General features: G+C 56.3%; 22 protein-coding genes and 1 tRNA gene. 12 read left to right on the plus strand and 11 right to left on the minus strand.

Translation table 11 applies throughout. The features are described 5' to 3' along the window. Positions 1-16: 16 nt before the first annotated feature. A complete protein-coding gene (locus ABLV78_RS00305; RefSeq protein WP_165430616.1) occupies positions 17-988 on the plus strand; it encodes a LysR substrate-binding domain-containing protein in 972 nt (323 codons plus the stop codon). On the opposite strand, the gene ABLV78_RS00310 is transcribed toward ABLV78_RS00305, so the two are convergent. After that, on the minus strand, positions 985-2,478 hold the full coding sequence (locus tag ABLV78_RS00310; protein WP_047047588.1) for an MDR family MFS transporter: 1,494 nt from the start codon (positions 2,476-2,478) through the stop codon (positions 985-987). The two genes, ABLV78_RS00305 and ABLV78_RS00310, sit on opposite strands and share 4 nt — an antisense overlap. Before the next feature lie 80 nt (positions 2,479-2,558). Between ABLV78_RS00310 and ABLV78_RS00315 the strand changes: the two genes are divergently transcribed. After that, positions 2,559-3,206 carry a TetR/AcrR family transcriptional regulator gene (locus tag ABLV78_RS00315; RefSeq protein WP_032709455.1) on the plus strand — a complete coding sequence of 216 codons (648 nt, stop codon included), beginning with the start codon at positions 2,559-2,561 and terminating at the stop codon, positions 3,204-3,206. A gap of 148 nt (positions 3,207-3,354) precedes the next feature. On the opposite strand, the gene ABLV78_RS00320 is transcribed toward ABLV78_RS00315, so the two are convergent. Continuing rightward, a complete protein-coding gene (locus ABLV78_RS00320; RefSeq protein ID WP_047047591.1) occupies positions 3,355-3,771 on the minus strand; it encodes a GNAT family N-acetyltransferase in 417 nt (138 codons plus the stop codon). 288 nt (positions 3,772-4,059) lie between these two features. Here ABLV78_RS00320 and eefA point away from each other — a divergent pair, with 288 nt between their 5' ends. The 5 genes from eefA (at position 4,060) to murP (ending at position 12,236) form a co-directional block, all read left to right on the plus strand. Beyond that, entirely contained in the window at positions 4,060-5,184 is a 1,125-nt protein-coding gene (eefA, locus tag ABLV78_RS00325) for a multidrug efflux RND transporter periplasmic adaptor subunit EefA (RefSeq protein WP_047047594.1), read from the plus strand. Further along, complete coding sequence (gene eefB / locus ABLV78_RS00330; protein WP_047047595.1) at positions 5,184-8,291, plus strand: multidrug efflux RND transporter permease subunit EefB; 3,108 nt, start codon at positions 5,184-5,186, stop codon at positions 8,289-8,291. The genes eefA and eefB overlap by 1 nt, the downstream gene beginning before the upstream one ends. A 3-nt stretch (positions 8,292-8,294) precedes the next feature. Continuing rightward, positions 8,295-9,659 (plus strand): multidrug efflux RND transporter outer membrane subunit EefC, encoded by a 1,365-nt coding sequence (eefC, locus tag ABLV78_RS00335; RefSeq protein ID WP_032715335.1) that lies wholly within the window; start codon positions 8,295-8,297, stop codon positions 9,657-9,659. Positions 9,660-9,875: 216 nt separating this feature from the next. Continuing rightward, the gene (murQ, locus tag ABLV78_RS00340) at positions 9,876-10,778 is read left to right on the plus strand and encodes an N-acetylmuramic acid 6-phosphate etherase (RefSeq protein WP_047047600.1); all 903 of its coding nucleotides are present in this window, start codon (positions 9,876-9,878) and stop codon (positions 10,776-10,778) included. 24 nt (positions 10,779-10,802) lie between these two features. Then, the gene (gene murP / locus ABLV78_RS00345; protein ID WP_047047603.1) at positions 10,803-12,236 is read left to right on the plus strand and encodes a PTS N-acetylmuramic acid transporter subunit IIBC; all 1,434 of its coding nucleotides are present in this window, start codon (positions 10,803-10,805) and stop codon (positions 12,234-12,236) included. A 155-nt stretch (positions 12,237-12,391) separates the two neighbouring features. Here the strand turns inward: murP and ABLV78_RS00350 are convergent, their stop codons facing one another. Then, positions 12,392-12,646 carry a hypothetical protein gene (locus ABLV78_RS00350; RefSeq protein ID WP_081051108.1) on the minus strand — a complete coding sequence of 85 codons (255 nt, stop codon included), beginning with the start codon at positions 12,644-12,646 and terminating at the stop codon, positions 12,392-12,394. A 130-nt stretch (positions 12,647-12,776) separates the two neighbouring features. Here ABLV78_RS00350 and nlpA point away from each other — a divergent pair, with 130 nt between their 5' ends. Then, positions 12,777-13,586 (plus strand): lipoprotein NlpA, encoded by an 810-nt coding sequence (nlpA, locus tag ABLV78_RS00355; RefSeq protein ID WP_047047605.1) that lies wholly within the window; start codon positions 12,777-12,779, stop codon positions 13,584-13,586. Here nlpA and ABLV78_RS00360 read toward each other — a convergent pair whose 3' ends face one another. Continuing rightward, a complete protein-coding gene (locus tag ABLV78_RS00360; protein ID WP_047047607.1) occupies positions 13,587-14,129 on the minus strand; it encodes an NUDIX domain-containing protein in 543 nt (180 codons plus the stop codon). Between the two features lie 167 nt (positions 14,130-14,296). Between ABLV78_RS00360 and ABLV78_RS00365 the strand changes: the two genes are divergently transcribed. Together ABLV78_RS00365 and ABLV78_RS00370 are read left to right on the plus strand one after the other, a co-directional pair. Continuing rightward, on the plus strand, positions 14,297-15,076 hold the full coding sequence (locus tag ABLV78_RS00365; RefSeq protein ID WP_047047610.1) for an MBL fold metallo-hydrolase: 780 nt from the start codon (positions 14,297-14,299) through the stop codon (positions 15,074-15,076). Between the two features lie 21 nt (positions 15,077-15,097). Continuing rightward, complete coding sequence (locus tag ABLV78_RS00370) at positions 15,098-16,051, plus strand: GlxA family transcriptional regulator (RefSeq protein ID WP_047048047.1); 954 nt, start codon at positions 15,098-15,100, stop codon at positions 16,049-16,051. On the opposite strand, the gene ABLV78_RS00375 is transcribed toward ABLV78_RS00370, so the two are convergent. The 3 genes from ABLV78_RS00375 to ABLV78_RS00385 form a co-directional block, all read right to left on the minus strand. Further along, positions 16,048-17,097: an NAD(P)-dependent alcohol dehydrogenase gene (locus ABLV78_RS00375; RefSeq protein WP_047047612.1), complete on the minus strand. Its 1,050-nt coding sequence runs from the start codon at positions 17,095-17,097 to the stop codon at positions 16,048-16,050. The two genes, ABLV78_RS00370 and ABLV78_RS00375, sit on opposite strands and share 4 nt — an antisense overlap. 156 nt (positions 17,098-17,253) lie before the next feature. After that, a complete protein-coding gene (locus ABLV78_RS00380) occupies positions 17,254-17,556 on the minus strand; it encodes a putative quinol monooxygenase (protein ID WP_047047615.1) in 303 nt (100 codons plus the stop codon). After that, positions 17,557-18,564, minus strand: a complete 1,008-nt coding sequence (locus ABLV78_RS00385) for a zinc-binding alcohol dehydrogenase family protein (RefSeq protein ID WP_047047618.1) — start codon at positions 18,562-18,564, stop codon at positions 17,557-17,559. It lies immediately after the preceding gene. A gap of 498 nt (positions 18,565-19,062) precedes the next feature. On the opposite strand from ABLV78_RS00385, the gene ABLV78_RS00390 reads away from it, so the two are divergent. Next, positions 19,063-20,259 carry a porin family protein gene (locus ABLV78_RS00390; protein ID WP_015703847.1) on the plus strand — a complete coding sequence of 399 codons (1,197 nt, stop codon included), beginning with the start codon at positions 19,063-19,065 and terminating at the stop codon, positions 20,257-20,259. 284 nt (positions 20,260-20,543) lie between these two features. On the opposite strand, the gene ABLV78_RS00395 is transcribed toward ABLV78_RS00390, so the two are convergent. Together ABLV78_RS00395 and ABLV78_RS00400 are read right to left on the minus strand one after the other, a co-directional pair. Then, positions 20,544-21,581, minus strand: coding sequence for a virulence RhuM family protein (locus ABLV78_RS00395; RefSeq protein ID WP_047047620.1), 1,038 nt, complete (start codon positions 21,579-21,581; stop codon positions 20,544-20,546). A 223-nt stretch (positions 21,582-21,804) separates the two neighbouring features. After that, on the minus strand, positions 21,805-22,092 hold the full coding sequence (locus ABLV78_RS00400) for a SymE family type I addiction module toxin (RefSeq protein WP_047047622.1): 288 nt from the start codon (positions 22,090-22,092) through the stop codon (positions 21,805-21,807). Between the two features lie 136 nt (positions 22,093-22,228). Between ABLV78_RS00400 and ABLV78_RS00405 the strand changes: the two genes are divergently transcribed. Further along, entirely contained in the window at positions 22,229-22,420 is a 192-nt protein-coding gene (locus ABLV78_RS00405) for a hypothetical protein (RefSeq protein WP_047047624.1), read from the plus strand. Here ABLV78_RS00405 and ABLV78_RS00410 read toward each other — a convergent pair whose 3' ends face one another. Further along, positions 22,421-23,965 (minus strand): reverse transcriptase domain-containing protein, encoded by a 1,545-nt coding sequence (locus ABLV78_RS00410; RefSeq protein WP_088389899.1) that lies wholly within the window; start codon positions 23,963-23,965, stop codon positions 22,421-22,423. A 282-nt stretch (positions 23,966-24,247) separates the two neighbouring features. Beyond that, positions 24,248-24,342 (minus strand) — tRNA-Sec (locus ABLV78_RS00415). Positions 24,343-24,610 lie beyond the last annotated feature (268 nt).

A 24,610-nucleotide genomic window follows, 5' to 3' on the forward strand; every position in this document is an offset into this window, starting at 1 on the left:
TATCATGGACTGTGCTGTGAAAAATGATAATACTGCTTATCTGGTAATCATCTTTCCGAAAAGCGGGAGAATAATGGACCGATTAAGCGCTATGGCGCTGCTGGTGAAAGTCACTGAACTGGGCAGTATGTCGGCGGCGGCGCGGGCGCTGAATACGCCGTTGACTACCGTGAGCCGTAATATCGGCGAGCTGGAGAGCGCGCTGGGAGTCCGTTTATTGACGCGCACCACCCGTAAACTCACCCTCACCGATGCCGGCGTCGATTATGTCGCCGCCGCGCGGCGGATCCTCGAAGAGGTGGAAAACGCCGAACGCCGGGCAACGGGTGAATACCAGGAGCCGAAGGGCGAGCTAGTGATCTCCGCGCCGACCATGTTTGGTCGCCAGCACGTTCTGCCAGTCATTAGTGAATTTATCGCCCGTTATCCGCAAATTCGCGTACGTTTGTTACTCAGCGACAGTAATGCCGATCTGGTCGGCGACCATATCGATCTGGCGGTACGGATTGGTGAACTGGCTGATAGCAGCATGGTGGCCACCCGGCTGGGCGCGATGCGCATTGTAGCCTGCGCCCATCCCGCGCTGTTGGCGAAATACGGCGAACCGCAGCGTCCGCGCGATCTGGCGGCGCTGCCGATCATCCGTATTGAATCGCCGATGCCCTATCGCGGCTGGCGCTTTCGCGCCGTTGAACGGGAAGATCAGCTGATTAATCTGCCGCCGGTGTTGGCCGTCACCACGCCGGAGAGCGCCGCCGATGCCGCCCGGCTGGGCGTTGGGGTGGCCCGCTTGCTGCACTATCAGGCGCTGGATGGCCTGCGCTGCGGGGAACTGCGTCTGCTGCTGGAAAGCGTCGAGCCGGAGCCCGCGCCGGTTCATTTGTTATATACCGCGCGGGAGCTGGCGCCGCTTAAGCTGCGGAAATTTATCGACTTTGCCGCGCCGGCGCTGCGCCAGTCCTTGCTGCGTATTGCCGGGGCCGCTTAATGCGCCGCGCTTTTCAGCGGCGCCTCCTTCAATAGCCAGGAAAGGACAAACGCGACGGCCATAATGCAGGCCGCCATCAGGAACGCCGCATGGATCGCCGCGCCGAAGGCGTCGAGATAATCGAGACGGATCGCCGCTGGCAGATGCTGTACCGCCACCGGATTCATGGCTGGCGGCAGCACCGCGCCCTCCGGCAGCAGTTTCTGCAGGTTATTTTGCAGCACATGGGTAAAGACCGCGCCGAACAATGCCACGCCGATGGAGCCGCCAATTGAGCGGAACAGGGTCACACCGGAGGTGGCGACGCCGTACATCTGCGCCGGCATCGCGTTCTGTACCGCCAGCACCAGTACCTGCATCACCAGCCCCAGGCCCGCGCCGAGCACGCCGGTAAACAGATAGAGCTGCCACATCGGCGAATGAATGGTGATACGGGTCAGCAGCACCATGCCGGTCACGCCGAGCAGGGTACCGATAATCGGGAAAATCCGGTATTTCCCGGTGTGGCTAATCACCCGGCCGCTGATGATGGAGGTCAGCAGCAGGCCGCCCATCAGCGGGATTAACTGTAACCCGGCCTCGGTTGGCGTCGCCTCTTTCACCACCTGCAGATAGAGCGGCAGGAAAGTGACCGAACCGAACAGCGACATGCCGATAACAAAGCCAATCAGACTACACAGCAGGAAGCTACGGTTGCGGAATAGCGACAGCGGAATAATCGGCTCGGCGGCGATCCGTTCTTCGTAGATAAAACCGATGATCCCCACGATGCCGAAGGCCAGAATGCACCACAGCTGCGGATCATTCCACGCATGGACGCTGCCGCCTTCCGAGGTAAACAGGATGATGCACAACAGCGCCATGCTGAGGTAAATCGCCCCCAGCCAGTCAATCTGATGCTGGCTACGTTTGTTGCTACTGTGGAATACCGCGCCGATGACCAGCAGCGCGAACAGACCCAGCGGCAGGTTGATATAGAAAATCCAGCGCCACGAGGCGTGCTGTACCAGGAAGCCGCCGATCAGCGGGCCGATAACCGTCGCCAGGCCGAAGACGCCGCCGAACAGCCCCTGATAGCGTCCGCGGTTGGCAGGTGGGATAACGTCGGCGACCGCCGCCATGCTGATCACCATCAGGCCGCCGCCGCCGAGCCCCTGTAGCGCGCGCATCAGAACCAATTGCGTCATGTTCTGCGCCAGCCCGCAGAGCGCGGAACCGGCAAGAAACAACACGATCGCCACCTGCAGCACGATTTTACGCCCGAACAGATCGCCGAATTTACCGTACAGCGGCACTACGATGGTCGAGCTGAGGATATAGGCGGTGACCACCCACGAGAGTTTATCCAGCCCGCCGAGCTCGCCAACGATAGTAGGCAAGGCGGTGGAGACAATGGTCTGGTCCAGCGCCGACAGCAGCATCACCAGCAGCAGGGCGCTGAACAGCAGGCGGATTGACGGCGCCGGTTGGCTTGCGACTTCAGATGTCATTGCATCACTCGCTTGAAATTAATTAAATGCATAATTAATATTTAGGGAAATGATGAATCGGGTCAAGAGATCGCCAGCATATGCCAGCACAAAAAGCTAATGAAGCGCCGCGCCGCCCCGGTCGGCCACGCGGTAAAAAGCCGGGAACCGCTAACCGCGAGCAGTTGATCGATATCGCCCTGGCGCTGTTTGCTCGTCACGGCGCGGCCCGCGTGTCGCTAAATGCCATTGCCAAAGAGGCCGGGGTGACGCCGGCGATGCTGAATTACTATTTTACGTCGCGGGAAGCGCTGATTGAGAATTTGCTGGAAGAGCGCTTTATGCCGCTGCGCAACGATATCAGCCGCATATTTGTCGACCATCCGCAGGATCCGGTGACGGCGTTGACGATGATGGTTGAGACCCTGGCGGACATGGCGGAGCAAAACGCCTGGTTCGCGCCGCTGTGGATGCAGGAGATCATCGGCGAGATGCCGATGCTGCGCCAGCACATGGATGCGCGCTTCGGCGAGGAGCGTTTTCAGGTGATGCTGGAGACGGTTCGCCGCTGGCAGCAGGAGGGGAAAATTAACCCGGCGCTGGCGCCGGAACTGCTGTTTACCACGGTGATTAGCCTGGTGCTGGTGCCGTTCTCGCGCATCCATAGCGACCCGCGTTTACAGGCGGTAACCCGGCAGACCATTGTGAGCCACGCGCTGGCGTTAATGGGCCACGGGGTCGGCGGTTAAGGTGTTAATTCAGATGCCGACACTGCTTCTGCGTTATGACTCTCCTGGCGCAGGGATTTTCCCGGAGGCGGCGCGTTGCGCCTTGTCCGGGCTACCAAATCGCACAGTCGGGTAGCCCGGATAAGCGCAGCGCAATCCGGGGTTATCGTTACAGTGTCTTCGATAAATAATGGCGTTGCATACCCGCGTGCGGGAAATCGGGCAGCGACATCTGCAACTGATAGCCTAATTTCTGATAAAACGGCAGCGCCTGGAAGCTAAAGGTATCGACCAACAAATGACTGCAGCCCAACGCCTGCGCCTGCTGTTCCGCTTCCTGCATAAGCTCGCGGCCCAGACCGTTGCCGCGCGTTGTTTCGCTCACCCACAGGTATTCGATACATAGCCAGTTGCCTTTGCGTTTGGCGATAAGCCCGCCGCGCATTACCGCTTGCTCATCGCGGGAGTAAATGCCCAGATCGCCAAACTGATCTGCGTCGAGATACTGCTGATTATACTGCCGTAGGCCGGCAAACAATTCTTGTTGATCGTCGGGATTAATGCTTTTTGTAATTATTAGAGCCATTAAGTTTCTCCAGTTGCACAGGCTATCGTTATATTTTCCTCTACTGACTTTCACAAAATATTCTTATTTTCTCCATTATTTTTTGTCTTAATTTTGTCCTTCAAAGTAAGCGAAATAACCTTTCTATGACTTTCGAAAGGGCGGGCTGAGAATCCCCACAATAATAATAGTGTTAAGGAACATCTAAGCTTCATTGCGATATTTCCATTAAGACGAAAATGCCGCAGCGCCCCTCTTTTCCTCGCGATTTAATTCACGGGGGGACGTCTTACATCTTGAGAAAATAAAATGAAACACATCATAGCCCCCATCGCGACAGCATTATTTCTCCTGAGCGGATGCGATAATGCGCAGACAACTGCGCCGCAACAACCCACGCCGGAGGTGGGAATTGTTACGCTGCAAGCCCATCCGGTGCCGGTGGTCAGCCAACTGACTGGCCGCACTACCGCCTCGCTCAGCGCCGAAGTGCGCCCGCAGGTCGGTGGCATCATTCAGAAGCGCCTGTTTACCGAAGGCGATATGGTGAAGGCCGGGCAGGCCCTTTACCAGATCGATCCCTCCAGTTATCGCGCCACCTGGAACGAAGCGGCGGCCGCGTTGAAGCAGGCGCAGGCGCTGGTGGTCTCTGATTGCCAGAAAGCCCAGCGCTACGCGTCGTTGGTCAGAGATAACGGCGTCTCTCGCCAGGATGCCGACGACGCTGCCTCCGCCTGCGCCCAGGACAAGGCCAGCGTGGAGTCGAAAAAAGCGGCGCTCGAGAGCGCACGCATCAACTTGAACTGGACCACCGTCACCGCGCCGATTGCCGGGCGCATCGGCATCTCCTCGGTCACGCCGGGAGCGCTGGTCTCTGCCGACCAGGATACCGCGCTGGCGACGATCCGCGGCCTCGACACCATGTATGTCGATCTGACGCGATCCAGTGTCGATCTCCTGCGTTTACGCAGGCAGAGCCTGGCCAGCAACAGCGATACCCTCAGCGTGACGTTAACCCTTGAGGATGGCAGTACTTATCCCGAAAAAGGGCGTTTGGCGCTCACCGAAGTCGCCGTCGATGAATCCACTGGCTCGGTGACCCTGCGCGCCATCTTCCCCAACCCGCAGCATGTCCTGCTGCCGGGAATGTTTGTCCGCGCGCGTATCGATGAAGGCATCATGAACGACGCGATCCTCGCGCCGCAGCAGGGTATCACCCGCGATGCCAAAGGCGACGCCACGGCGCTGGTTGTCGATGCCGACAACAACGTTGAGCAGCGTACCGTGCAAACCGGCGATACCTACGGCGATAAATGGCTGGTGCTGAGCGGTCTGAAAGCGGGCGACAAGCTGATTGTCGAAGGCACCGGTAAAGTGTCCCCCGGACAAGCGGTGAAGGCCGTTGCCGTCAAAAATAACGGAGGCAATGCCTGATGTTCTCCCGTTTCTTCGTGCGTCGCCCGGTCTTTGCCTGGGTGATCGCTATCCTTATCATGCTTGCCGGGGCGCTGGCGATCCGCACGCTGCCGGTGGGACAATATCCGGACGTCGCCCCACCGGCGGTCAAAATATCCGCTACCTATACCGGAGCTTCCGCAGAAACCCTGGAAAACAGCGTCACCCAGGTTATCGAGCAGCAGCTCACCGGACTGGATAACTTACTTTATTTCACCTCCACCAGCAGTTCGGATGGTACGGTGAGTATTACCGTCACCTTTGAGCAGGGAACCGATCCGGACACTGCTCAGGTACAGGTACAAAATAAAGTGCAGCAGGCGGAATCGCGTCTGCCGAGTGAAGTACAGCAATCTGGCGTAACGGTAGAAAAATCGCAAAGCAGTTTCCTGTTAATCCTCGCGGTGTATGACAAAACCAACCGCGCCACCAGTTCTGATATCTCCGATTGGCTGGTCAGCAATATGCAGGACCCGCTGGCGCGCGTGGAGGGCGTCGGCAGCCTGCAGGTATTCGGCGCCGAATACGCGATGCGCGTCTGGATGGACCCGACCAAACTCGCCTCTTACTCGTTGATGCCTTCCGACGTACAGTCGGCTATTGAGGCGCAGAACGTGCAGGTTTCCGCGGGTAAAATCGGCGCGCTACCGTCGTCCAATGCCCAGCAATTGACCGCCACCGTGCGCGCGCAGTCGCGGCTGCAAACACCTGACCAGTTCAAAGCGATCATTGTAAAGAGCCAGTCCGACGGTTCGGTGGTGCGCCTGAGCGATGTCGCGCGGGTGGAGATGGGCAGCGAGGATTACACCGCTACCGCTAATCTGAACGGCCACCCCGCAGCCGGGATTGCGGTGATGATGGCACCCGGCGCCAACGCGCTGGATACCGCAACGCTGGTGAAAAGCAAAATCGCTGAATTCCAGCGTCAAATGCCGCAGGGCTACGATATCGCCTACCCGAAAGACAGCACCGAGTTCATCAAAATCTCGGTCGAGGACGTCATTCAGACCCTGTTTGAAGCGATTATTCTCGTGGTCTGCGTAATGTACCTGTTCCTGCAGAATTTCCGCGCGACGCTCATTCCGGCGGTAGCGGTACCGGTCGTGTTACTTGGCACCTTTGGGGTGCTGGCGCTGTTCGGCTACTCCATTAATACCCTGACGCTGTTCGCCATGGTGCTGGCGATCGGCCTGCTGGTGGATGATGCCATTGTGGTGGTGGAAAACGTCGAACGGATTATGCGCGACGAAGGGCTGCCCGCCCGCGAAGCCACCGAAAAATCGATGGGCGAAATCTCCGGCGCGCTGGTGGCGATCGCCCTGGTGCTGTCGGCGGTATTCCTGCCAATGGCCTTTTTCGGCGGTTCGACCGGGGTAATCTATCGCCAGTTCTCGGTGACGATTATCTCGGCGATGATGCTGTCGGTGGTGGTAGCGTTAACCCTCACTCCGGCGCTGTGCGGCGCGCTGCTAAGCCACTCCAAACCTCATGACAAAGGTTTCTTCGGCGCCTTTAATCGCCTGTGGGGGCGTACGGAAGATGGCTACCAGCGTCGCGTACTCGGCGGCCTACGCCGCGGCGCGGTGATGATGGGCGCTTACGCCTTGATTTGCGGGGCGATGGCGTTGGCGATGTGGAAACTGCCGGGCAGCTTCCTGCCGGTGGAGGATCAGGGCGAAATCATGGTCCAGTACACCTTGCCTGCCGGGGCGACGGCGGTGCGTACCGCCGAGGTGCGCCGTCAGGTGACCGACTGGTTCCTCACCAAAGAGAAAGCCAATACCGAGGTTATCTTCACCGTCGACGGCTTCAGTTTCAGTGGCAGCGGTCAGAACGCCGGAATGGCCTTCGTCTCATTGAAAAACTGGTCGCAGCGCAAAGGCGACGAAAATACCGCGCAGGCCATTGCGCTGCGCGCCAACAAAGAGCTGGGCGCGATCCGCGACGCCACCCTGTTCGCCATGACGCCGCCATCGGTGGATGGCCTTGGGCAAAGTAACGGCTTCACTTTCGAGCTGATGGCCAGCGGGGGTACCGATCGCGATAGCCTGATGAAGCTGCGCAGCCAACTGCTGGCCGCAGCCAATCAGAGCGGCGAACTGCAGTCGGTTCGCGCCAACGATCTGCCACAAATGCCACAGCTGCAGGTGGATATCGATAACAATAAAGCCGTCTCGCTGGGGCTGTCGCTCAGCGACGTGACCGATACGCTCTCCAGCGCCTGGGGCGGCACGTACGTCAACGACTTTATCGATCGCGGCCGGGTGAAAAAGGTCTATATCCAGGGCGAGAGCGACGCGCGCGCCGTGCCGTCCGATCTTGGTAAATGGTTTGTCCGCGGCAGCGATAACAGCATGACGCCGTTCACCGCGTTCGCCACCACCCATTGGGAATACGGCCCGGAAAGCCTGGTACGCTACAACGGCTCGGCCGCCTTTGAGATCCAGGGGGAAAACGCCGCGGGCTTCAGCTCAGGGGCGGCAATGGACAAAATGGAAAAACTGGCCGATAGCCTGCCGGCGGGCTCCACCTGGGCATGGAGCGGTATTTCGCTGCAGGAAAAACTGGCCAGCGGCCAGGCGATGAGCCTGTACGCCATTTCGATTCTGGTGGTGTTCCTGTGCCTGGCGGCGCTGTATGAAAGCTGGTCAGTGCCGTTCTCGGTGATCATGGTCATCCCGTTAGGCCTGCTTGGCGCGGCGCTGGCGGCCACGCTGCGCGGCTTAAGTAATGACGTCTATTTCCAGGTGGCGCTGTTGACGACCATTGGCCTGTCGTCGAAGAACGCCATTCTGATCGTTGAGTTCGCTGAATCCGCGGTGGATGAGGGCTATTCGCTCTCGCGGGCGGCGATCCGCGCCGCGCAGACCCGTCTGCGCCCGATTGTCATGACCTCGCTGGCATTTATCGCCGGGGTACTGCCGCTGGCCATTGCTACCGGCGCCGGGGCCAACAGCCGCGTGGCGATTGGTACCGGGATTATCGGCGGCACCCTGACGGCGACGCTGCTAGCGGTGTTCTTCGTCCCGCTGTTCTTTGTGTTGGTGAAGCGTCTCTTTACCCGCCCACGTCCTTCTCAGGAGTAAGTTATGTTTCGTTTGAGTTTAATGTTTATCGCGCTCCTGACCGCGGGCTGTGTCTCTCTTGACCCGCACTACGAGCGCCCGGCCGCGCCGGTGCCGGCGACCCTTCCCGGTGCACACGGCGAATCAACGGCGGTGGTCGGCGACTGGCAAAAAGTGGTCAATGATGCGCGGTTAAAAAAAGTGGTCAGCATAGCGCTTAATAGCAACCGCGATGTGCAAAAAGCATTGGCCGATATTGAAGCCGCTCGCGCCCAGTATGGCGAAACGCGCGCATCGTTGTTTCCCACCGTCGATGCCGAGCTGAGCCATACCCGCAGTAAAACGATCGCCAGCGGCTTAAGTTCTACCTCGCAGGCTGACGGCGCGGTCTCGAGCTTCGAACTGGACTTGTTCGGCAAGAACCAGAGCCTGTCTCGTGCGGCGCGAGAAAGCTGGCTTGCCAGCGAATTCACCGCGCAAAATACCCGACTGACGATGATTGCCGATTTGACCACCGCCTGGGTGACGCTGGCGACGGATAATAGCAATCTGGCGCTGGCGCAGCAGACGATGGATAGCGCGGAGAACTCGCGCAAAATCGTCGCTCGCCAGATGGCGGTGGGCACCGCCTCCGCCGGTGATTTAAGTTCGGCGGAAAGCGTCTATCAGCAGGCGCGAGCCAGCGTCGCCAGCTACCGTACGCTGGTGGCGCAGGATAAAAACGCCATTAACCTGCTGGCGGGGGAAACCGTGCCGGAGAGCCTGCTGCCCGGTACGCTGGAGAGCCTGGGGGATAACAGCATCGCACTGGTGCCGGCGGGGGTATCATCATCGGTACTGTTGCGCCGGCCGGATATTCAGGAGGCGGAACATAATCTCAAGAGCGCTAATGCCGATATCGGCGCGGCGCGAGCGAACTTTTTCCCCTCCATTTCGCTGACCGCCAGCGCCGGGGTCGGCAGCGATTCGCTATCGTCGCTGTTTAGCCATGGCATGCAGGTGTGGTCGTTCGCCCCGTCCATCAGCCTGCCGCTGTTCACCGGCGGCAGTAATCTGGCGCAGCTACGCTATGCGCAGGCTGAGAAAAAGGGGCTGATTGCCACCTACGAGAAATCCATTCAGAGCGCCTTTAAGGACGTTGCCGATGCGCTGGCGCGCCGGGAAACGCTGAGTGAACAGCTCGATGCCCAGCAGCAGTATGTTGCCGCCGAGCAGAAGTCGCTGGATATCGCGATGAAGAGTTATCAGGCCGGGGTCGGCGACTATCTGTCGGTGCTGACCGCCCAGCGGACGCTGTGGTCGGCGAAGGCGACGCTGCTGTCGCTGCAGCAGACCGACCTCAATAACCGCATTACGCTCTGGCAATCGCTGGGCGGCGGCGCCAGTTAATGTTCCTCTTCGGACGCGTTATAGCACCTTAATCACTCCTGGCACATGCGTTAACTCCAGGTTGCGGTAATAAAATATTCCACCTTTATTACCGCAATATCTCTGGCTATACCTACAATTCTCCTATTATCCCAAGCGTATTAATCGTGATACTCTTCACATGAATGGAATAAAAAATTCCTTATACTGCGCGCAACTGAGAATAACGAGGTTTTTATGAGTATCGACCTGAGCAAACTGCTGACCGAGCGACGCAACGCCAACAGCGCCAACATTGACACCCTCTCCACTGTCGACATGCTGACGGTGATAAACCAGGAAGATCAGCAAGTGGCGCAGGCGATAACGCCTTACTTGCCGCAGATAGCGGAAGTCGTGGATAAAGTGGCGGCGGCGCTGCGGGCCGGGGGACGGCTGATTTACATCGGCGCCGGCACGTCGGGGCGTTTGGGTATTCTGGACGCCAGCGAATGCCCGCCGACCTTTGGCACCCGTCCGGAACAGGTGGTGGGGATTATTGCCGGCGGACATAAAGCGATTCTGAGCGCCGTGGAAAACGTGGAAGACAATAAAGCGCAAGGGGCGATGGACCTGCAGAACCTTAACTTCAGCAACCGCGATGTGCTGGTGGGGCTGGCGGCCAGCGGGCGTACGCCGTACGTCATTGGTGCGATGGAATACGCCCATAGCCAGAATGCGTTTGTCGCTATCGTCAGCTGTAACCCGCACGGTGAAATGGCGCAGCTGGCGGACGTGGCGATTACCCCGGTGGTCGGCCCGGAAGTGGTTACCGGATCGACCCGCCTGAAAGCCGGCACCGCGCAGAAGCTGGTGCTAAACATGATCTCCACCGGGGCGATGATCCGCATCGGCAAGGTCTACAGCAACCTGATGGTGGATGTCGAAGCGACCAACGCCAAGCTGATTGAGCGCCAGGTGTCTATCGTGATGGAAGCGACCGATTGCGATCGCGCCACCGCGCAGAATGCGCTGGATGCCTGCGGCCGCCACTGTAAGACGGCGATTGTGATGGTGTTGGCTGACTTAAGCGCCGCAGAAGCGCAGTCGCTGCTGGCGAAAAACAACGGTTATATCCGCAAGGCGCTAGGCAACACCTGAGCGCCGACAGACAGGTAACAGGCAATGGCAAAAATAACGAAAGAGATGATAGCGCGGATCCTGGCCCACGTCGGCGGGGCCGCAAACGTGGCGCAGGCGGGTAACTGCATGACGCGCCTGCGCTTGACCCTGCGCGATGAAAGCCTGGCCGATAGCGCCGCCATTCGCCAGATTGACGGCGTGATGGGGGTTATCGTCAGCGATGAACAGTTCCAGGTGGTATTAGGCCCCGGCAAGGCGCAGACCGCCGCGGAAATGATGAACGGCCTGATGGATGCGGCGCCGCAGGCAGCCGCCTCGCTGGCGGACGTGGCGGCGGAAAAAAAGCAGGCGCTGAAGAGCAAACAGACCAGCGGGGTACAGAAATTTCTCGCGAAGTTCGCCACTATCTTTACGCCGTTGATCCCCGGATTCATCGCCGTCGGTCTGCTGCTGGGCTTTGCCACGTTGGCGGAACAAATCTTCGTGCTGGAGAACACGCACCCTAACGCCAGTCTGGTGGCGCTGATTGGCTACATGAAGGTATTCAGCAAAGGGATGTTTACCTTCCTGAGTATCTTGATTGGCTATAACGCTCAGAAAGCCTTCGGCGGTTCGGGCGTGAACGGCGCGATTATCGCCTCGCTGTTCGTGCTGGGCTACAACCCGGAAGCGACCAGCGGATTCTACGCCGGAATTTCGACCTTCTTCGGCCACGGTATCGACCCGCGCGGCAATATTATCGGCGTGCTAATCGCCTCGATTCTTGGCGCGTGGGTGGAGCGTCAGGTGCGGCGGATAATGCCCGCTAACCTCGATATGATCCTCACCTCGGCGGTGACGCTGCTGATTATGGGCGCGGTGACCTTTACGGTGATTATGCCGATTGGCGGCTGGCTGTTTACCGGTATGTCGTGGCTGTTCCTGCATCTTAACGGCAATCCGTTTGGCTCGGCGGTGCTGGCCGGGCTGTTCCTGCTTGCGGTGATGTTCGGCGTGCATCAGGGGTTTGTGCCGGTCTATTTTGCGCTGGTGGATGCGCAGGGCTTTAACTCGCTGTTCCCGATCCTGGCGATGGCCGGGGCCGGGCAGGTGGGCGCGGCGCTGGCGCTGTTCTGGCGCGCGAAGCGCGATTCGCTGCTGCGAACCCAGATCAAAGGAGCGATCATTCCAGGCTTCCTCGGCATTGGCGAACCGCTGATTTACGGCGTAACCCTGCCGCGTATGAAACCGTTTATTACCGCCTGTATCGGCGGCGCCTGCGGCGGTTTCTTCGTGGGCCTGATTGCCTGGCTGGGGCTGCCGGTCGGCCTGAACACAGTGTTCGGACCGTCGGGGCTGGTGGCGTTGCCGCTGATGACCTCCGGAAGCGGAATTTATGCCGGGATGGCGGTGTATGCCGGCGGTCTGGCGGTTTCGTATCTATGCGGTTTTGTGCTCACCTGGCTGTTCGCCAGCAAAAACGTCGACCTGAGTTAAGCGTATTTCCCCGGCTACGGTTGCCCCGGTAAGCGTAAGCGCTACCGGGGAAGAGTCCCGGATGTCGGCTAACGCCTCATCCGGGCTACGGTTGGGCATTCGGCCGGTTGCCCCGGTAAGCGTAAGCGCTACCGGGGAAGAGTCCCGGATGTCGGCTAACGCCTCATCCGGGCTACGGTTGGGCATTCGGTCGGTAGCCCCGGTAAGCTAAGCGCTACCGGGGAAGAGTCCCGGATGTCGGCTAACGCCTCATCCGGGCTACGGTTAGGCATTCGGCCGGTAGCCCCGGTAAGCGTAAGCGCTACCGGGGAAGAGTCCCGGATGTCGGCTAATGCCTCATCCGGGCTACGGTTGGGCATTCGGTCGGTAGCCCCGGTAAGCGTAAGCGCTACCGGGGAGCTGCTGGCCATCGCTTCATCCCGCGCTTAGACGATTTTCATCTTATTGATACCTTTTCGTGTTTAAAAATCGAGCACAAAATCGTTATAGTTTTGCTCGAAATATAATAATGATTTTCCATGGACTGACGGGGTACTAACAATGAAATGGCGTTTACGCACGGCGGCGGCAGTGATGCTGGCTGGCCTGCTGTTAGCGGGCTGTGACCAGAAGAATGACAATGCCAAACACATAAAAGTCGGCGTGATTAACGGCGCGGAACAGGATGTGGCGGAAGTGGCGAAGAAGGTGGCGAAAGAAAAATATGGCCTCGACGTCGAGCTGGTGGGCTTTAGCGGCTCGCTGCTGCCGAACGATGCCACCAACGCCGGGGAGCTGGATGCCAACGTCTTCCAGCATCGTCCCTATCTGGAACAAGACAACAAAGCGCACGGCTACCACCTGGTGGCCATCGGCAATACTTTCGTCTTTCCCATGGCCGGCTATTCGCGCAAGATTAAATCCGTTGCCGATATTAAAGATGGCGCGACCATCGCCATTCCCAACGACCCGACCAACCTCGGCCGCGCGCTATTGTTATTGCAAAAAGAGCAACTGATTACCCTCAAAGCGGGCACCGGCCTGCTGCCGACGGCGGTGGATATCACCAGCAACCCGCGCAACCTGAAAATTATGGAGCTGGAGGGCGCGCAGCTGCCGCGGGTGCTGGACGATCCGAAGGTCGATGTCGCCATTATCAGCACCACCTACCTGCAGCAAACCGGGTTATCGCCGGTGCGCGATGGCATCTTTATTGAAGACAAAAACTCGCCATACGTGAACATCATTGTGGCGCGTGAAGACAATAAAGACGCCGAAAACGTGAAAGAGTTTATGCAGTCGTACCAGTCGCCGGAAGTGGCGAAGGCGGCAGAAACCATCTTCAACGGCGGCGCGGTACCGGGCTGGTAATCATCTACGCTGCGCCATCAGGTGCAGTAGCGGCACCAGAGACAGCCCGTCCGGCATTTCGCCGCGGGCGATCAGCTGGTTTATCTCCTCGAAGGTAAACCAGCCGGTTTCCATCACTTCATCCTGATCTGCGTCCATGCCAACCCAGCTTAAATCGGTGGCGAGCCAGGTGATAAACAGCTGGTCGCTGCTGCCGTATGACGGGTTGTAGCGGATGATTTCCTCGGCGCGTTGCGCCTGCCAGCCGGTCTCTTCGCGCAGTTCGCGCAGCGCGGCGACGGCGGGCTCTTCGCCTTCATCGACACCGCCAGAGGGAATAGCCCACACCACCTTATCGATCAGATAGCGGTAATGACGAATCAGCAGCACTTTGTCATCCTGGAGCGCCACAATTCCGACCGCCGGGCGCGGGTAGTGAATGGAATAAAAGTCGCGCCGCTCGCCGGGGGCGACATCAATACCTACCTTGCGCATGCTGAACCACGGCGTCTCGGCGATGACCTGCGGGTTGTGCATATCGGCGGCGGTTAGTTTCTTCTTCATCCTGCCATTCCTGTAGAAAGTTTAACCTTCAGAACAACATAGCCGGCTGTGATTGGCAACCGTCGCAGGTTGGCCCGATTCCATCGATCATTGCCCAAACGCCCATATTGCGCCAGGCTGGTACTCAGTACGATGTTCGTCAGATTACCCCACAGAGGAACGCTAACATGAACATCACCCATATCCGCAATGCTACACAGATTATTGAATACGCTGGTAAAAAGTTCCTGATCGACCCTATGCTGGCTGACAAAGGCGCCTGGCCGGGCTTTCCCGGAACCGCGCGCAGCGAGCTACGTAATCCGCTGGTGGCGCTGCCGTTTTCCCGCGAAAAGATTATCGACGTTGACGCGGTTATCGTCACCCATACCCATGGCGATCATTGGGACGAGGCGGCGATCGCGGCGATCCCGAAAGCCCTGCCGGTTTTCGTCCAGCATGAGGCCGACGCCGCGCTGCTGCGCAGCCAGGGATTTCAGGATATCCGCCTGCTGTCGGTAGACAGTGAATTTGCCGGCGTTAGTCTGCAGAAAACCACTTCCGGGCAACATGGCAGCGACCGTACCTACGCGGTACCGGCGATGGCTGAACGTCTGGGCGAGGCCTGCGGCTTGGTGTTCCGTCATCCACAGGAGAAGACGCTGTGGCTGGTCGGCGATACCATCTGGCGTGATGAGATTGAAGCCGACATGCTGAAGCTGCGCCCGGATGTGGTGGTGCTTAACGCCGGTTACGCTCACGTTATCGGCTTTGGCCCGATCATCATGGGTAAAGAGGATCTGCTGAAGGCGCATTTCGCCCTGCCGGAAGCGAAAATCATGGCCATCCACCTGGAGGCGGTTAACCATTGTCTGGTGAGCCGCGAAGAGATGCGCCAGTACGTCGCGGATAATCAGATTGCCGGGGTAGTCAGTATTCCGCAGGATGGGGAAACCGTTGTTTATTAACCTGCTCAAGGGGAAGGGATGATGACATTAACCGACGTGGCGATTGTCGCCGTAGAGGGCTTTAGCCCGTTTCATTATGCCGTCCCCTGTATGCTGTTTGGCGATACGGTCTCGGAAACCAAACGTTTTAATCTGCAGATTTGCGCCGAACAGCCGGGATTACTCAGCGCCCGCGACGGCTTTGCGCTGTACGCCAGCGGCGATTTTACCGCGATGGAACAGGCCGATATCGTGGTGGTGCCCTACTGGGGCGAGGTCAACCAGCGCCCGCCGCAGGCGCTGATCGCGAGTCTGGTTCGAGCGCGTGATAACGGCGCGGAAATCGTCGGCCTGTGCCTCGGCGCGTTTGTCCTTGGCTACGCCGGGCTACTCGACGGTAAGCGGGCGGCGACCCACTGGGAGTTCGAGCAGGATTTCCAGCGCCTGTTTCCGCAGGTGCAGCTTGATATCAACGCTCTGTACGTCGATGACCAGAAGGTGATTACCTCGGCGGGGACCGCGGCGGCGCTAGATTGCTGCCTGTATATCATTCGCCAGCGTTTTGGCAGCCTCGCCGCCAACCAGATCGCCCGGCGGATGATCGTGCCGCCGCACCGCGAGGGCGGCCAGGCGCAGTTTATCGCCCAGCCGGTGCCGCGCAACACCCGCGATGCGCGGATTAACTGCCTGCTGGATTATCTGCAACAGCACATTGCCGAGCCGCATAATCTTGATTCGCTGGCCGAGGTGGTGGCGATGAGCCGCCGTACGCTGACCCGCCACTTCGCCCGGGCGACCGGGATGAGCATCGCCGACTGGTTGACCGCCGAGCGTCTGCGCCGTAGCCAGAGCCTGCTCGAAGCGGGGGATTTGCCGGTCGAGCAGGTGGCGGAAGCGGTGGGCTATCTTTCCGCCGTCACCTGGCGCCAGCAGTTTAAAGCGCGTTTTGGCGTCAGCCCGACGGAGTGGCGGCGGACTTTCCGCCGCGGCGTTTAGCCGGCGAGGGTCGAACTGTCGATCACGAAGCGATATTTCACGTCGCCCTTGACCATTCTTTCCCAGGCTTCGTTGATCTGATCGCCGCGAATCAGCTCGATATCGGCGACGATGCCGTGTTCGGCGCAGAAGTCGAGCATCTCCTGGGTTTCCGGGATACCGCCGATCATCGAGCCGGCAATCGAGCGGCGGCGGAAGATCAGATTGAACACTTCCGGCGATGGATGCGGCGTGGCCGGGGCGCCAACCAGCGTCATGGTGCCATCGCGTTTTAGCAGCGTGGTGAAGGCATCGAGATTGTGCGGCGCCGCCACGGTGTTGAGGATGAAATCGAAGCTTTTGGCGTGGGCCGCCATTTCGTCTTCGTTACGCGACACTACGACCTCATCCGCGCCCAACGCTCTGGCCGCGTCGCGCTTGGATTCGGAGGTGGTAAAGGCCACCACGTGGGCCCCCATGGCGTGGGCCAACTTGATCCCCATATGCCCCAACCCGCCGATGCCGACGACGCCGACTTTTTTGCCCGGCCCGGCGTGCCAGTGGCGCAGCGGCGAATAGGTAGTGATCCCGGCGCACAACAGCGGCGCGACGGCGGCGAGCTGCGCTTCGGGATGATTTATCCGCAATACGTAGCGTTCATTGACCACGATCTGCTGTGAATAACCGCCGAGCGTGTGCCCTGGCGCGTCCTGGGTCGGCCCGTTATAGGTCAGCACCATATGGTCGCAGTAGTTCTCTAACCCTTCAGCGCACTCCTCGCACTGCTTACAGCTATCCACCATACAGCCGACGCCCACCAGATCGCCTACGGCGTAACCTGAGACGGCATCGCCGACCGCCGTCACCCGGCCAACGATTTCATGGCCCGGCACGCAGGGATACAACGTCCCGGCCCATTCCGCTCGCGCCTGATGGAGATCGGAATGGCAGACGCCGCAGTATGCAATGGCGATCTGCACATCTTGTGGGCCGGGTTCGCGGCGGGTGATAGACATCGATTCGAGCGGCTGGCTGGCGGAGTACGTACCTATAGCGTTGATCTGCATAGCATTACCTCTTGTGCAATAGCGTGATAAATCAAGCGGAAGGGGTGAGCGTTTTTTGCGCGGCAAGGGTAAGCGTAGCCTGGCTAAGGCAGGATGAGAAAAGCGCAGCTCGAAGGGTTAAAAAAGGCGCCTCACCGAGGTGAGGCGCTCGTGATATCAAGGCGCGATGGGCGTCAGATAATCCAGCCGCAGCGGCTCGGCGAGTAGGCTCTCCATCTGGCCGATAAAGGCCTGGAAGTAGGGCTGAGCAATATGCTCATCCAGCGCCTGTTGGTCGCGCCAGGACTCACGCATGTAGAAGGTACCCGGCGCGTCGCGCAGCTGAAACAGCGCGTAGTCGAGATTGCCCGGCTCCTCGCGGGTTGGCAGCAGCAGCGCCTGCAGCGCGTCGCGCAGGGCCTCGGTTTGGCCGGCTTTCGCCTTCAGAACCGCGATAAGCGCAATGGTGTCGTCGCGCATTTAGAAACCCTCCAGCACGATTTTGCCGACCGAGCGCCCGGTTTCCAGCTTAGCGTGGGCTTTTTGCAGATTGGCGGCGTTGATAGTGCCGTAGTGTTCGCCAAGGGTAGTGCGCAGCGTGTTATCGTCAATCAACGCGGCGACGCGGGTCAGTAGCTGATGTTGGGCGATCATGTCATGCGTCTCAAACATTGAGCGGGTGAACATAAATTCCCAGTGCAGCGAAATGCTTTTCGCTTTCAGCGGCACCACGTCCAGGCTCTCCGGGTCATCAATCAGCGCCAGCTTACCCTGCGGGGCGAGCGCGGCGATCAGTTCGTTAAAGTGCTGATCGGTATTGGTCAGGCTGGCGACGTGGGTCACGGCATGAATGCCGATTTTCGCCAGTTCTTCAGCGAGCGGTTTGCTGTGGTCGATGACGTGATGCGCCCCAGCCTCGCGTACCCACTTCTGGCTTTCCGGGCGCGATGCGGTGCCAATTACCGTCATGTTGGTGAGTTTGCTGGCCAACTGGGTAAGGATAGAGCCAACGCCGCCCGCCGCGCCGACAATCAGCAGCGTATCGCCGGCGTTACCGCCTTCCTGCACGCCAAGGCGGTGGAACAGCAATTCCCAGGCGGTGATAGCGGTCAGAGGCAGCGCGGCGGCGGCGGCATTCTCCAGCGAGCGCGGCTTCAGCGCCACGATGCGTTCATCAACCAGCTGCAGTTCGCTGTTGCTGCCGGGGCGGCCCAGCGCGCCGGCGTACCACACTTCATCGCCCGGCGTGAACAGCGTCACCGCTTCGCCAACGGCTTTCACCACGCCAACCGCATCCCAGCCCAGCACTCGCGGGTTATCGGCATTAAACCCGGCGCGCACTTTGGTGTCGACCGGGTTCACCGAAATGGCTTTGACCTCGACCAGCAGATCGTGCCCCTGCGCCTGCGGATCCGGCAGATCGATATCGCGTAAAAAGGGGATGTTGTTGCCGTCGGCGGCGGCCTGGGTAATGGCAATGGCTTTCATAGGTTCTCCGATCTACAAAGAGGATTCATGGTGTGAATGCGTCGAGGATAGACCGGTCTAGCGTCGGGAAAAACGGCCCGGCGGCGATAACAGTTATATAAAAAAAGTGAAAATCGGCGACACCACCCATCCTGCGCCCGCCTGCCACTACAGATAAACAGTACGATGGTCAGGTACCAGGACCATGATGGTTCAACAATATAAATTACCATAAGCATAGTGTTTCATATTTGAGAAAGTTACCTCCTCCATGTCGCAAATATTAATATCACTCCGGAAGAATAATAATATTGCGTTATGGCTCAAGGTTTATACCTTGACGTCCGACATCCTGCGTGCGATTTTTCTGCTATCAAATAATAAACAGAGTTTCGTATTTGGAACAAAAATAAAATCATCATGCTATTTAATTAAGAGTTTCACCGCTGAGACAAAATAATAAGTCGATATTAATCGACGGTTTTTTATCGCTTATAAAAATAAAGTGAGGGATGTGCTATGCGTAAAATACTCCTTTCTCTGCTGCTGGCAGCCGCGACCAGCGGGCTGGCGCTGGCGGACGACGGCAAGCCGTTCCCGCATATCGGCTGGCGCAGCGCGGATAATCTCGCCGGGCTGGATTTCGGCGGCGCGCTGCGGGCGAACTATCGCTACGAGGACTGGAAAGGCAGTAATTACCGCAACCCGCCGCATCTGCGTTTTGATACCTTCCGTATCGACAGCAGCGGCTTCTATGATAATTATTTCTTTGATGCCGGGTTCTGGTTTCAGGATCACCGTAAATACGCCATCGACCGCGCTTACGTAGGGTATCGCTTCGACAACAATAATAATATTCAACTGGGGATCCCCGGCAAACCATTTGGCCTTGAACCTTATCCGCAATTTGGCTGGTCCTACGGTATTCCGTTTTATTTAGGCTTTGGCGTGAGCGCCGGTAGCGGCGTGAACTATCAATATCACGATAATAACTGGTCGCTGGATGTGGCCTATTTCCCGTGGATGGAACCGGAGAATTTGCGCTATGCGCCGGACGTTGGCGATTACGATCGGCTAAAAAACACTATCTATCCGACTCAGCATCAGCAGCATAATGAAAAGCGCGACCAGGTGAATGTGCGTATTGCGCGGGATTTTCACGGCGGCGGCTGGAATAACGAGCTGGGCGGCTCGCTGGCGCTGGCGCGGTTGCACAACCGCGAGACCGACGACGATGGTACCTTCTGGGCGGCAGGCGTGCACGGCATGTTACATAACGGGCCGTGGCAACTGACCTCGCAGCTGATTCGCTACCAATACGATCCGAAGAACCCAGCGGGCGTCAGCGACGATACGATTCTGATGGGCGGCAACGGCCTGACGCCGGCCTACCTGATCCCGGCGAAAGCGACGACCGCGTCGCTGAACGTCGCCCGCGATGTTGATGTGAAGTGGGGCGGCGTGTCGAAGCTGCGTTTTTACAATGACTACAGCGTGCTGTGGAAAGATAAAAGCGGCTGGAGCGATTCGCAGATGAACACCCTTGGCGTACAGGTCTTCGCTCTGCCGGTGATGTTCTGGGTCGATCTCAGCTGGGCGAAGAACGTTAATCCGTGGGGCGGCGCGCTGAACGCCACCGGCTGGACCAGCACCCAGTCCGAGGGCAGCGGCAAATGGTACTTCCGCACCAACGTTAATATTGGTTATTACTTCTGAGGCGGGAATTTTCCCTGCTCGCGCTGCGCTCAGCAGGGCTACGGTTCTGCGCCGTCTGGTAGCCCGGGTAAGGCGCTAGCCGCCACTCGGGGGCTAGCTCGCGTTATCAGACCGTAGGCCGGATAAGGCACAGCCGCCATCCGGCGCAAAAGCGGCTCTTTACCCGCGGTTATTGCCCGGCGGCGCTACGCTTGCGCGGGCCTACAGATCACATGCCGGGCGTAGTCCGGATGAGGCGTTAGCTGCCACCCGAGGGGCTAGCTCGCGCTATCAGGCATCCTGAGCTACTTTTTAGGCTCTGTTTTCCACTGTAGCAAACCGGCGATATCCTTTTCACCTTCGGCTTCCTTTAAGCGCCGCTGTTGTTCAGCAAACTGACTATATTCCGCCTGCGCTTTTTCATCGGCCATTTTCTTACTGACTTTACCTGCGCCTTGCAAAACCTCACGGTCGTTAAATTGCAGGAATTGATCCAGCTTATCCTGCCAGTCGCGTAAAAAGACCTGCTGACGACGACGGGCCTGATCCTCGGCAAAATCCAGCCACATGTTAACTACGCGGTTAAGCTCATTGACTTCATCCTGAGTGAGATAATTTTTTGCTACCGTCACGTCGCCCTTATGCACCTCTTCGCCTCTATAGCTGGTCAGCCCCATATGCGGCAGACTGGCGTCAGCACGTTGATGAATGAGCTTAGCGGCGGTATGTCCGGTACAGGCAAAATGTAACTTGTTCTGGATAGTTTGAAAAAACTGCGTGGTTTCTTTTAACGACGGTTGATAGTCAGCCGCTAATGCAAAAATCTCTCGCACCCGCAAATAAACGCGGCGTTCGCTGGCGCGAATATCGCGAATACGCTCCAGCATCTCATCGAAATAGTCGGGTACAGCCGATGAACCCACAGGCGGATTCTTCAGCCGCTCATCGTCCATCACAAAACCTTTGATCAGGTATTCCTGGAGCGTCTGGGTCGCCCACTGGCGGAACTGCGTGCCGCGAGAGGAGCGAACGCGATAGCCAACAGCGAGTATGACAGGCAGGCTGTAGTGAAGCCGGTTGCGGCTTACCTGACGGCTGCCTTCCTGTTGAACTTGTAAGTAAGACTTACAGGTTGCGTTTTGTTCAAGCTCACCTTCCTCATATATAGCTTTAATATGTTGTGTAACGGCTTGTGGGGTGACTTGATAAAGGCTGGCGATTGCTGCCTGAGGGAGCCATAGTGTTTCTTGCTCAAAACGGCATTCAACGCGCACTTTCCCATCACCGCTGGCAAACATAATGAACTCACCTGCTGGGGACGACGTTATATTTTCCTTTGCCATATGGTCTCCGGGTCAACCTGTTCACAACGGTAGAGTATGTCAGAAGCGGGGCATAAATTTCATTAGACGAACGATTAATCTGGCGCGTTTACGGGTGTTAAGGCAGCCGTAATCCGAGGAATTTCCCTGCTCGCGCTGCGCTCAGCAGGGCTACGGTTCTGCGCCGTCTGGTAGCCCGGGTAAGGCGCTAGCCGCCACCCGGGGATTTTTCTTGCTCGCGCTATCAGGTATGTTGCAGCGTGCCGTTGACGCTTTTCAGCGATTGTTGAATATGCCGTAATTCGGCTGTTAGCTTCTCTTCTTTATCGCTGAGAGGCAGCAATACAATGCAGCCATCCATCACCTTAACCGTGACCGGCTTCCCGGTATCGAATCCCGCTTCGCGTAGCCACTTGCCGGAAAGGGTAAGACTTGGTGTACTGGTATCCCGGCCATTGGGCCGATAGCCAACCAACAGCTGACGCTCGGTTCCGCTAACGGTGATATCTGGGGTAGAATGCAAATCAGCCATAATCAACTCCTTGATAGTTGGTGAGGTTAGCCCTCATCAGGTATTGCGAGTACCTGATGAGGACGATTAAAGATCAGGACGGAATCTGGTTAGGTACGTACCTGGATGGTTATACATTGCTCTTTTAGGTACGTACATGTCAACAGCCAAACGTGATACCAATCAGTCAAAATGCGGCAAAGCTCCCACTTTTCAGATGCGGATAACGCCGGAGCTGAAAGCGCAGTTTGAGGCCGCTGCAGCAGACGCAGGGATGAGTTTGGGAAACTGGCTCAAGACCCTGGGGCGTCAAGAAATAAAACGACTAGGTCTTGAGCTAAAAGAATAATTAATAGCTATTAAAGCTTTGAATATCTGAAGAATGCCCATAAGTCGGCGGTGAAACTTTCTCTAAGCCAAAAGTGAAATAGAATTTTCTTGCTGCTCTCCAGCCTCTAATGAAACTCGGAATTTTAGGGTTAGGGGGATGGGCACCAGTCCATGAGTTCATATTTAACCAAGTTCCTTTAATTAATTCTAAATTTGTAGGTGTTAACGCATTTACCTGATAAGTGTTATTAAGTATATATTCTCTTTTTTTCAACGCTCTCCTGATTATATTTAACATCCATCCATCTAGTTCACGTAGTTTTTTAGGGTTTTCTATTAAGCAGTAAAAGCCCATAAGCCCCTGCATGTGTTGTATTTTTTTTCCATTTTCTAAGAAATCTAATATAGCTTCCTCAGTCAAACCGCCATATAGGAAATTCCTTATCTCATATATTAGCCCTAATAAATCCCAATCATACCTGTCTTGTCGTGATACGCGGTTACCATTAAATCCAAACTTGAGGTAATAAATCAAATATAAATTAATTAATCGTGAGATTTTTTGCTTTATTTTAGATATGGTTTTGTCGGGGATAGAAAGCCCATCATCGTTAAAACGATAACCTAAATAGTCAAAGTATTCATAACTTCTCATCTCTTGATTTTCGCAAGATATTATTGCAATTCCTGGCGATTTCTTAGTGTTAAGTTTAAGTCCACTTTTTTGACAATGATGAAAAAAGCAATCTTCTATCTCTTTTGCCTGATTATAATCGTTACAAAGCGCAACTACATCATCAGCAAATCGCACAAACTTACCTGGCGCTGCTGAAAGTGCAACATCTAAATCATGATTTGTTATATTTGCGAGAAGAAGAGATATTGATGACCCTTGTGGTGTGCCATTTATTCTTCTCTTATGTTGATTGCTATTGTAAACATCATGGGGTGAATATTTATGATGTAAAAAAGAACTAAATATATATCGTTCATGCGGTGTTAAACTTAGTTTTGATGCGTCATTAATCTGTTGCTTAAGGTACCATGAGGGGATTGAGTCAAAATATTTTTCGAAGTCAATTTGAACAGCAAATGTTTTCCCTTTTTTATCGTGGGAATTTAATGCAATTATTGCATCAAATACATTTTTATCAGGGTGGTACGCAAAAGATGATGGTGATAACCGTTTTAAATTTCTATCTCGTGCTCTCCTTAATATTACATTAGCAAGTGCTGCATCAGGAATTGAAAAAGCCATGATACTACGTTTTGATCCGTCTGGCTTAGGAATCTGATAGTTTATTGCAGCCGTAGGCTCATATTGAAGAGTTAAAACTTTATGCCAAATAGACTTGGCTAGAAAATTAGCATTTCTAGCACAGTAAGCTGCATCGAAATGTCTATGAAGTATCGGGTTGTGTCTTTTTTTCGTAGCACCAGCTTCAATTCCTGTTCGTTTTTTGAATTGATGCTGATATTTTTTCTCTTTGCGCTCTCGCATTATATTTTTACGAAAACTTTTCTGTGCTAATCTTTTAATTTCTTTTTTTATTGCATTAATCATTTTTTCTTCTTATATCAGATGTAGGTAAAGGATAAGAGGAAGATAAAAGGACCGATGGTGAGGCTGTAAGTCAGGGATTCCAGTAGTCACCCACTGTCATGTACTTTGTTTCCAAAATACACATCATCAACATTATAAATGTTGGGTACTTTGCCTCACCATCGTAGGCTACTTCGCCATAAAATTAAAATAGAAGAAAAAAATATATAGCGCAAGTGATTAAGATCTAATTAATCATGAAAACTAAAAATAATCGACGGAGGAAAGAAAAAAGAGAAACTTTGGCGGAAGATCACAGGAGTTGAACCTGCCCGGGACCGCTGGCGGCCCCAACTGGATTTGAAGTCCAGCCACCTCACCGGAGATGACGATCTTCCGCGCCTCGATTGCTACATGGAGGCGGGCGCATTATAGCTACTTTCAGGCATTTACCACATACCTAAACGCACTTTTTTACTGTTAAAACTGGACTTTGCAGAACAGTCTGAGACAAATCCGTTCAAAATCCATGGGTTACACTTTTTCACACTCTTTCGGGCTACCGCGATCACAGAAAACAAGAAACGTAATTTGATAACGAGATATCGCAATTCATCTTACTGCGCCAAAGGTTTAAAAAAACCGTAACCGGTACCAATCCGCGGT

The organism is Klebsiella sp. CN_Kp075, assembly GCF_040065055.2.
Lineage (GTDB): Bacteria > Pseudomonadota > Gammaproteobacteria > Enterobacterales > Enterobacteriaceae > Klebsiella > Klebsiella aerogenes.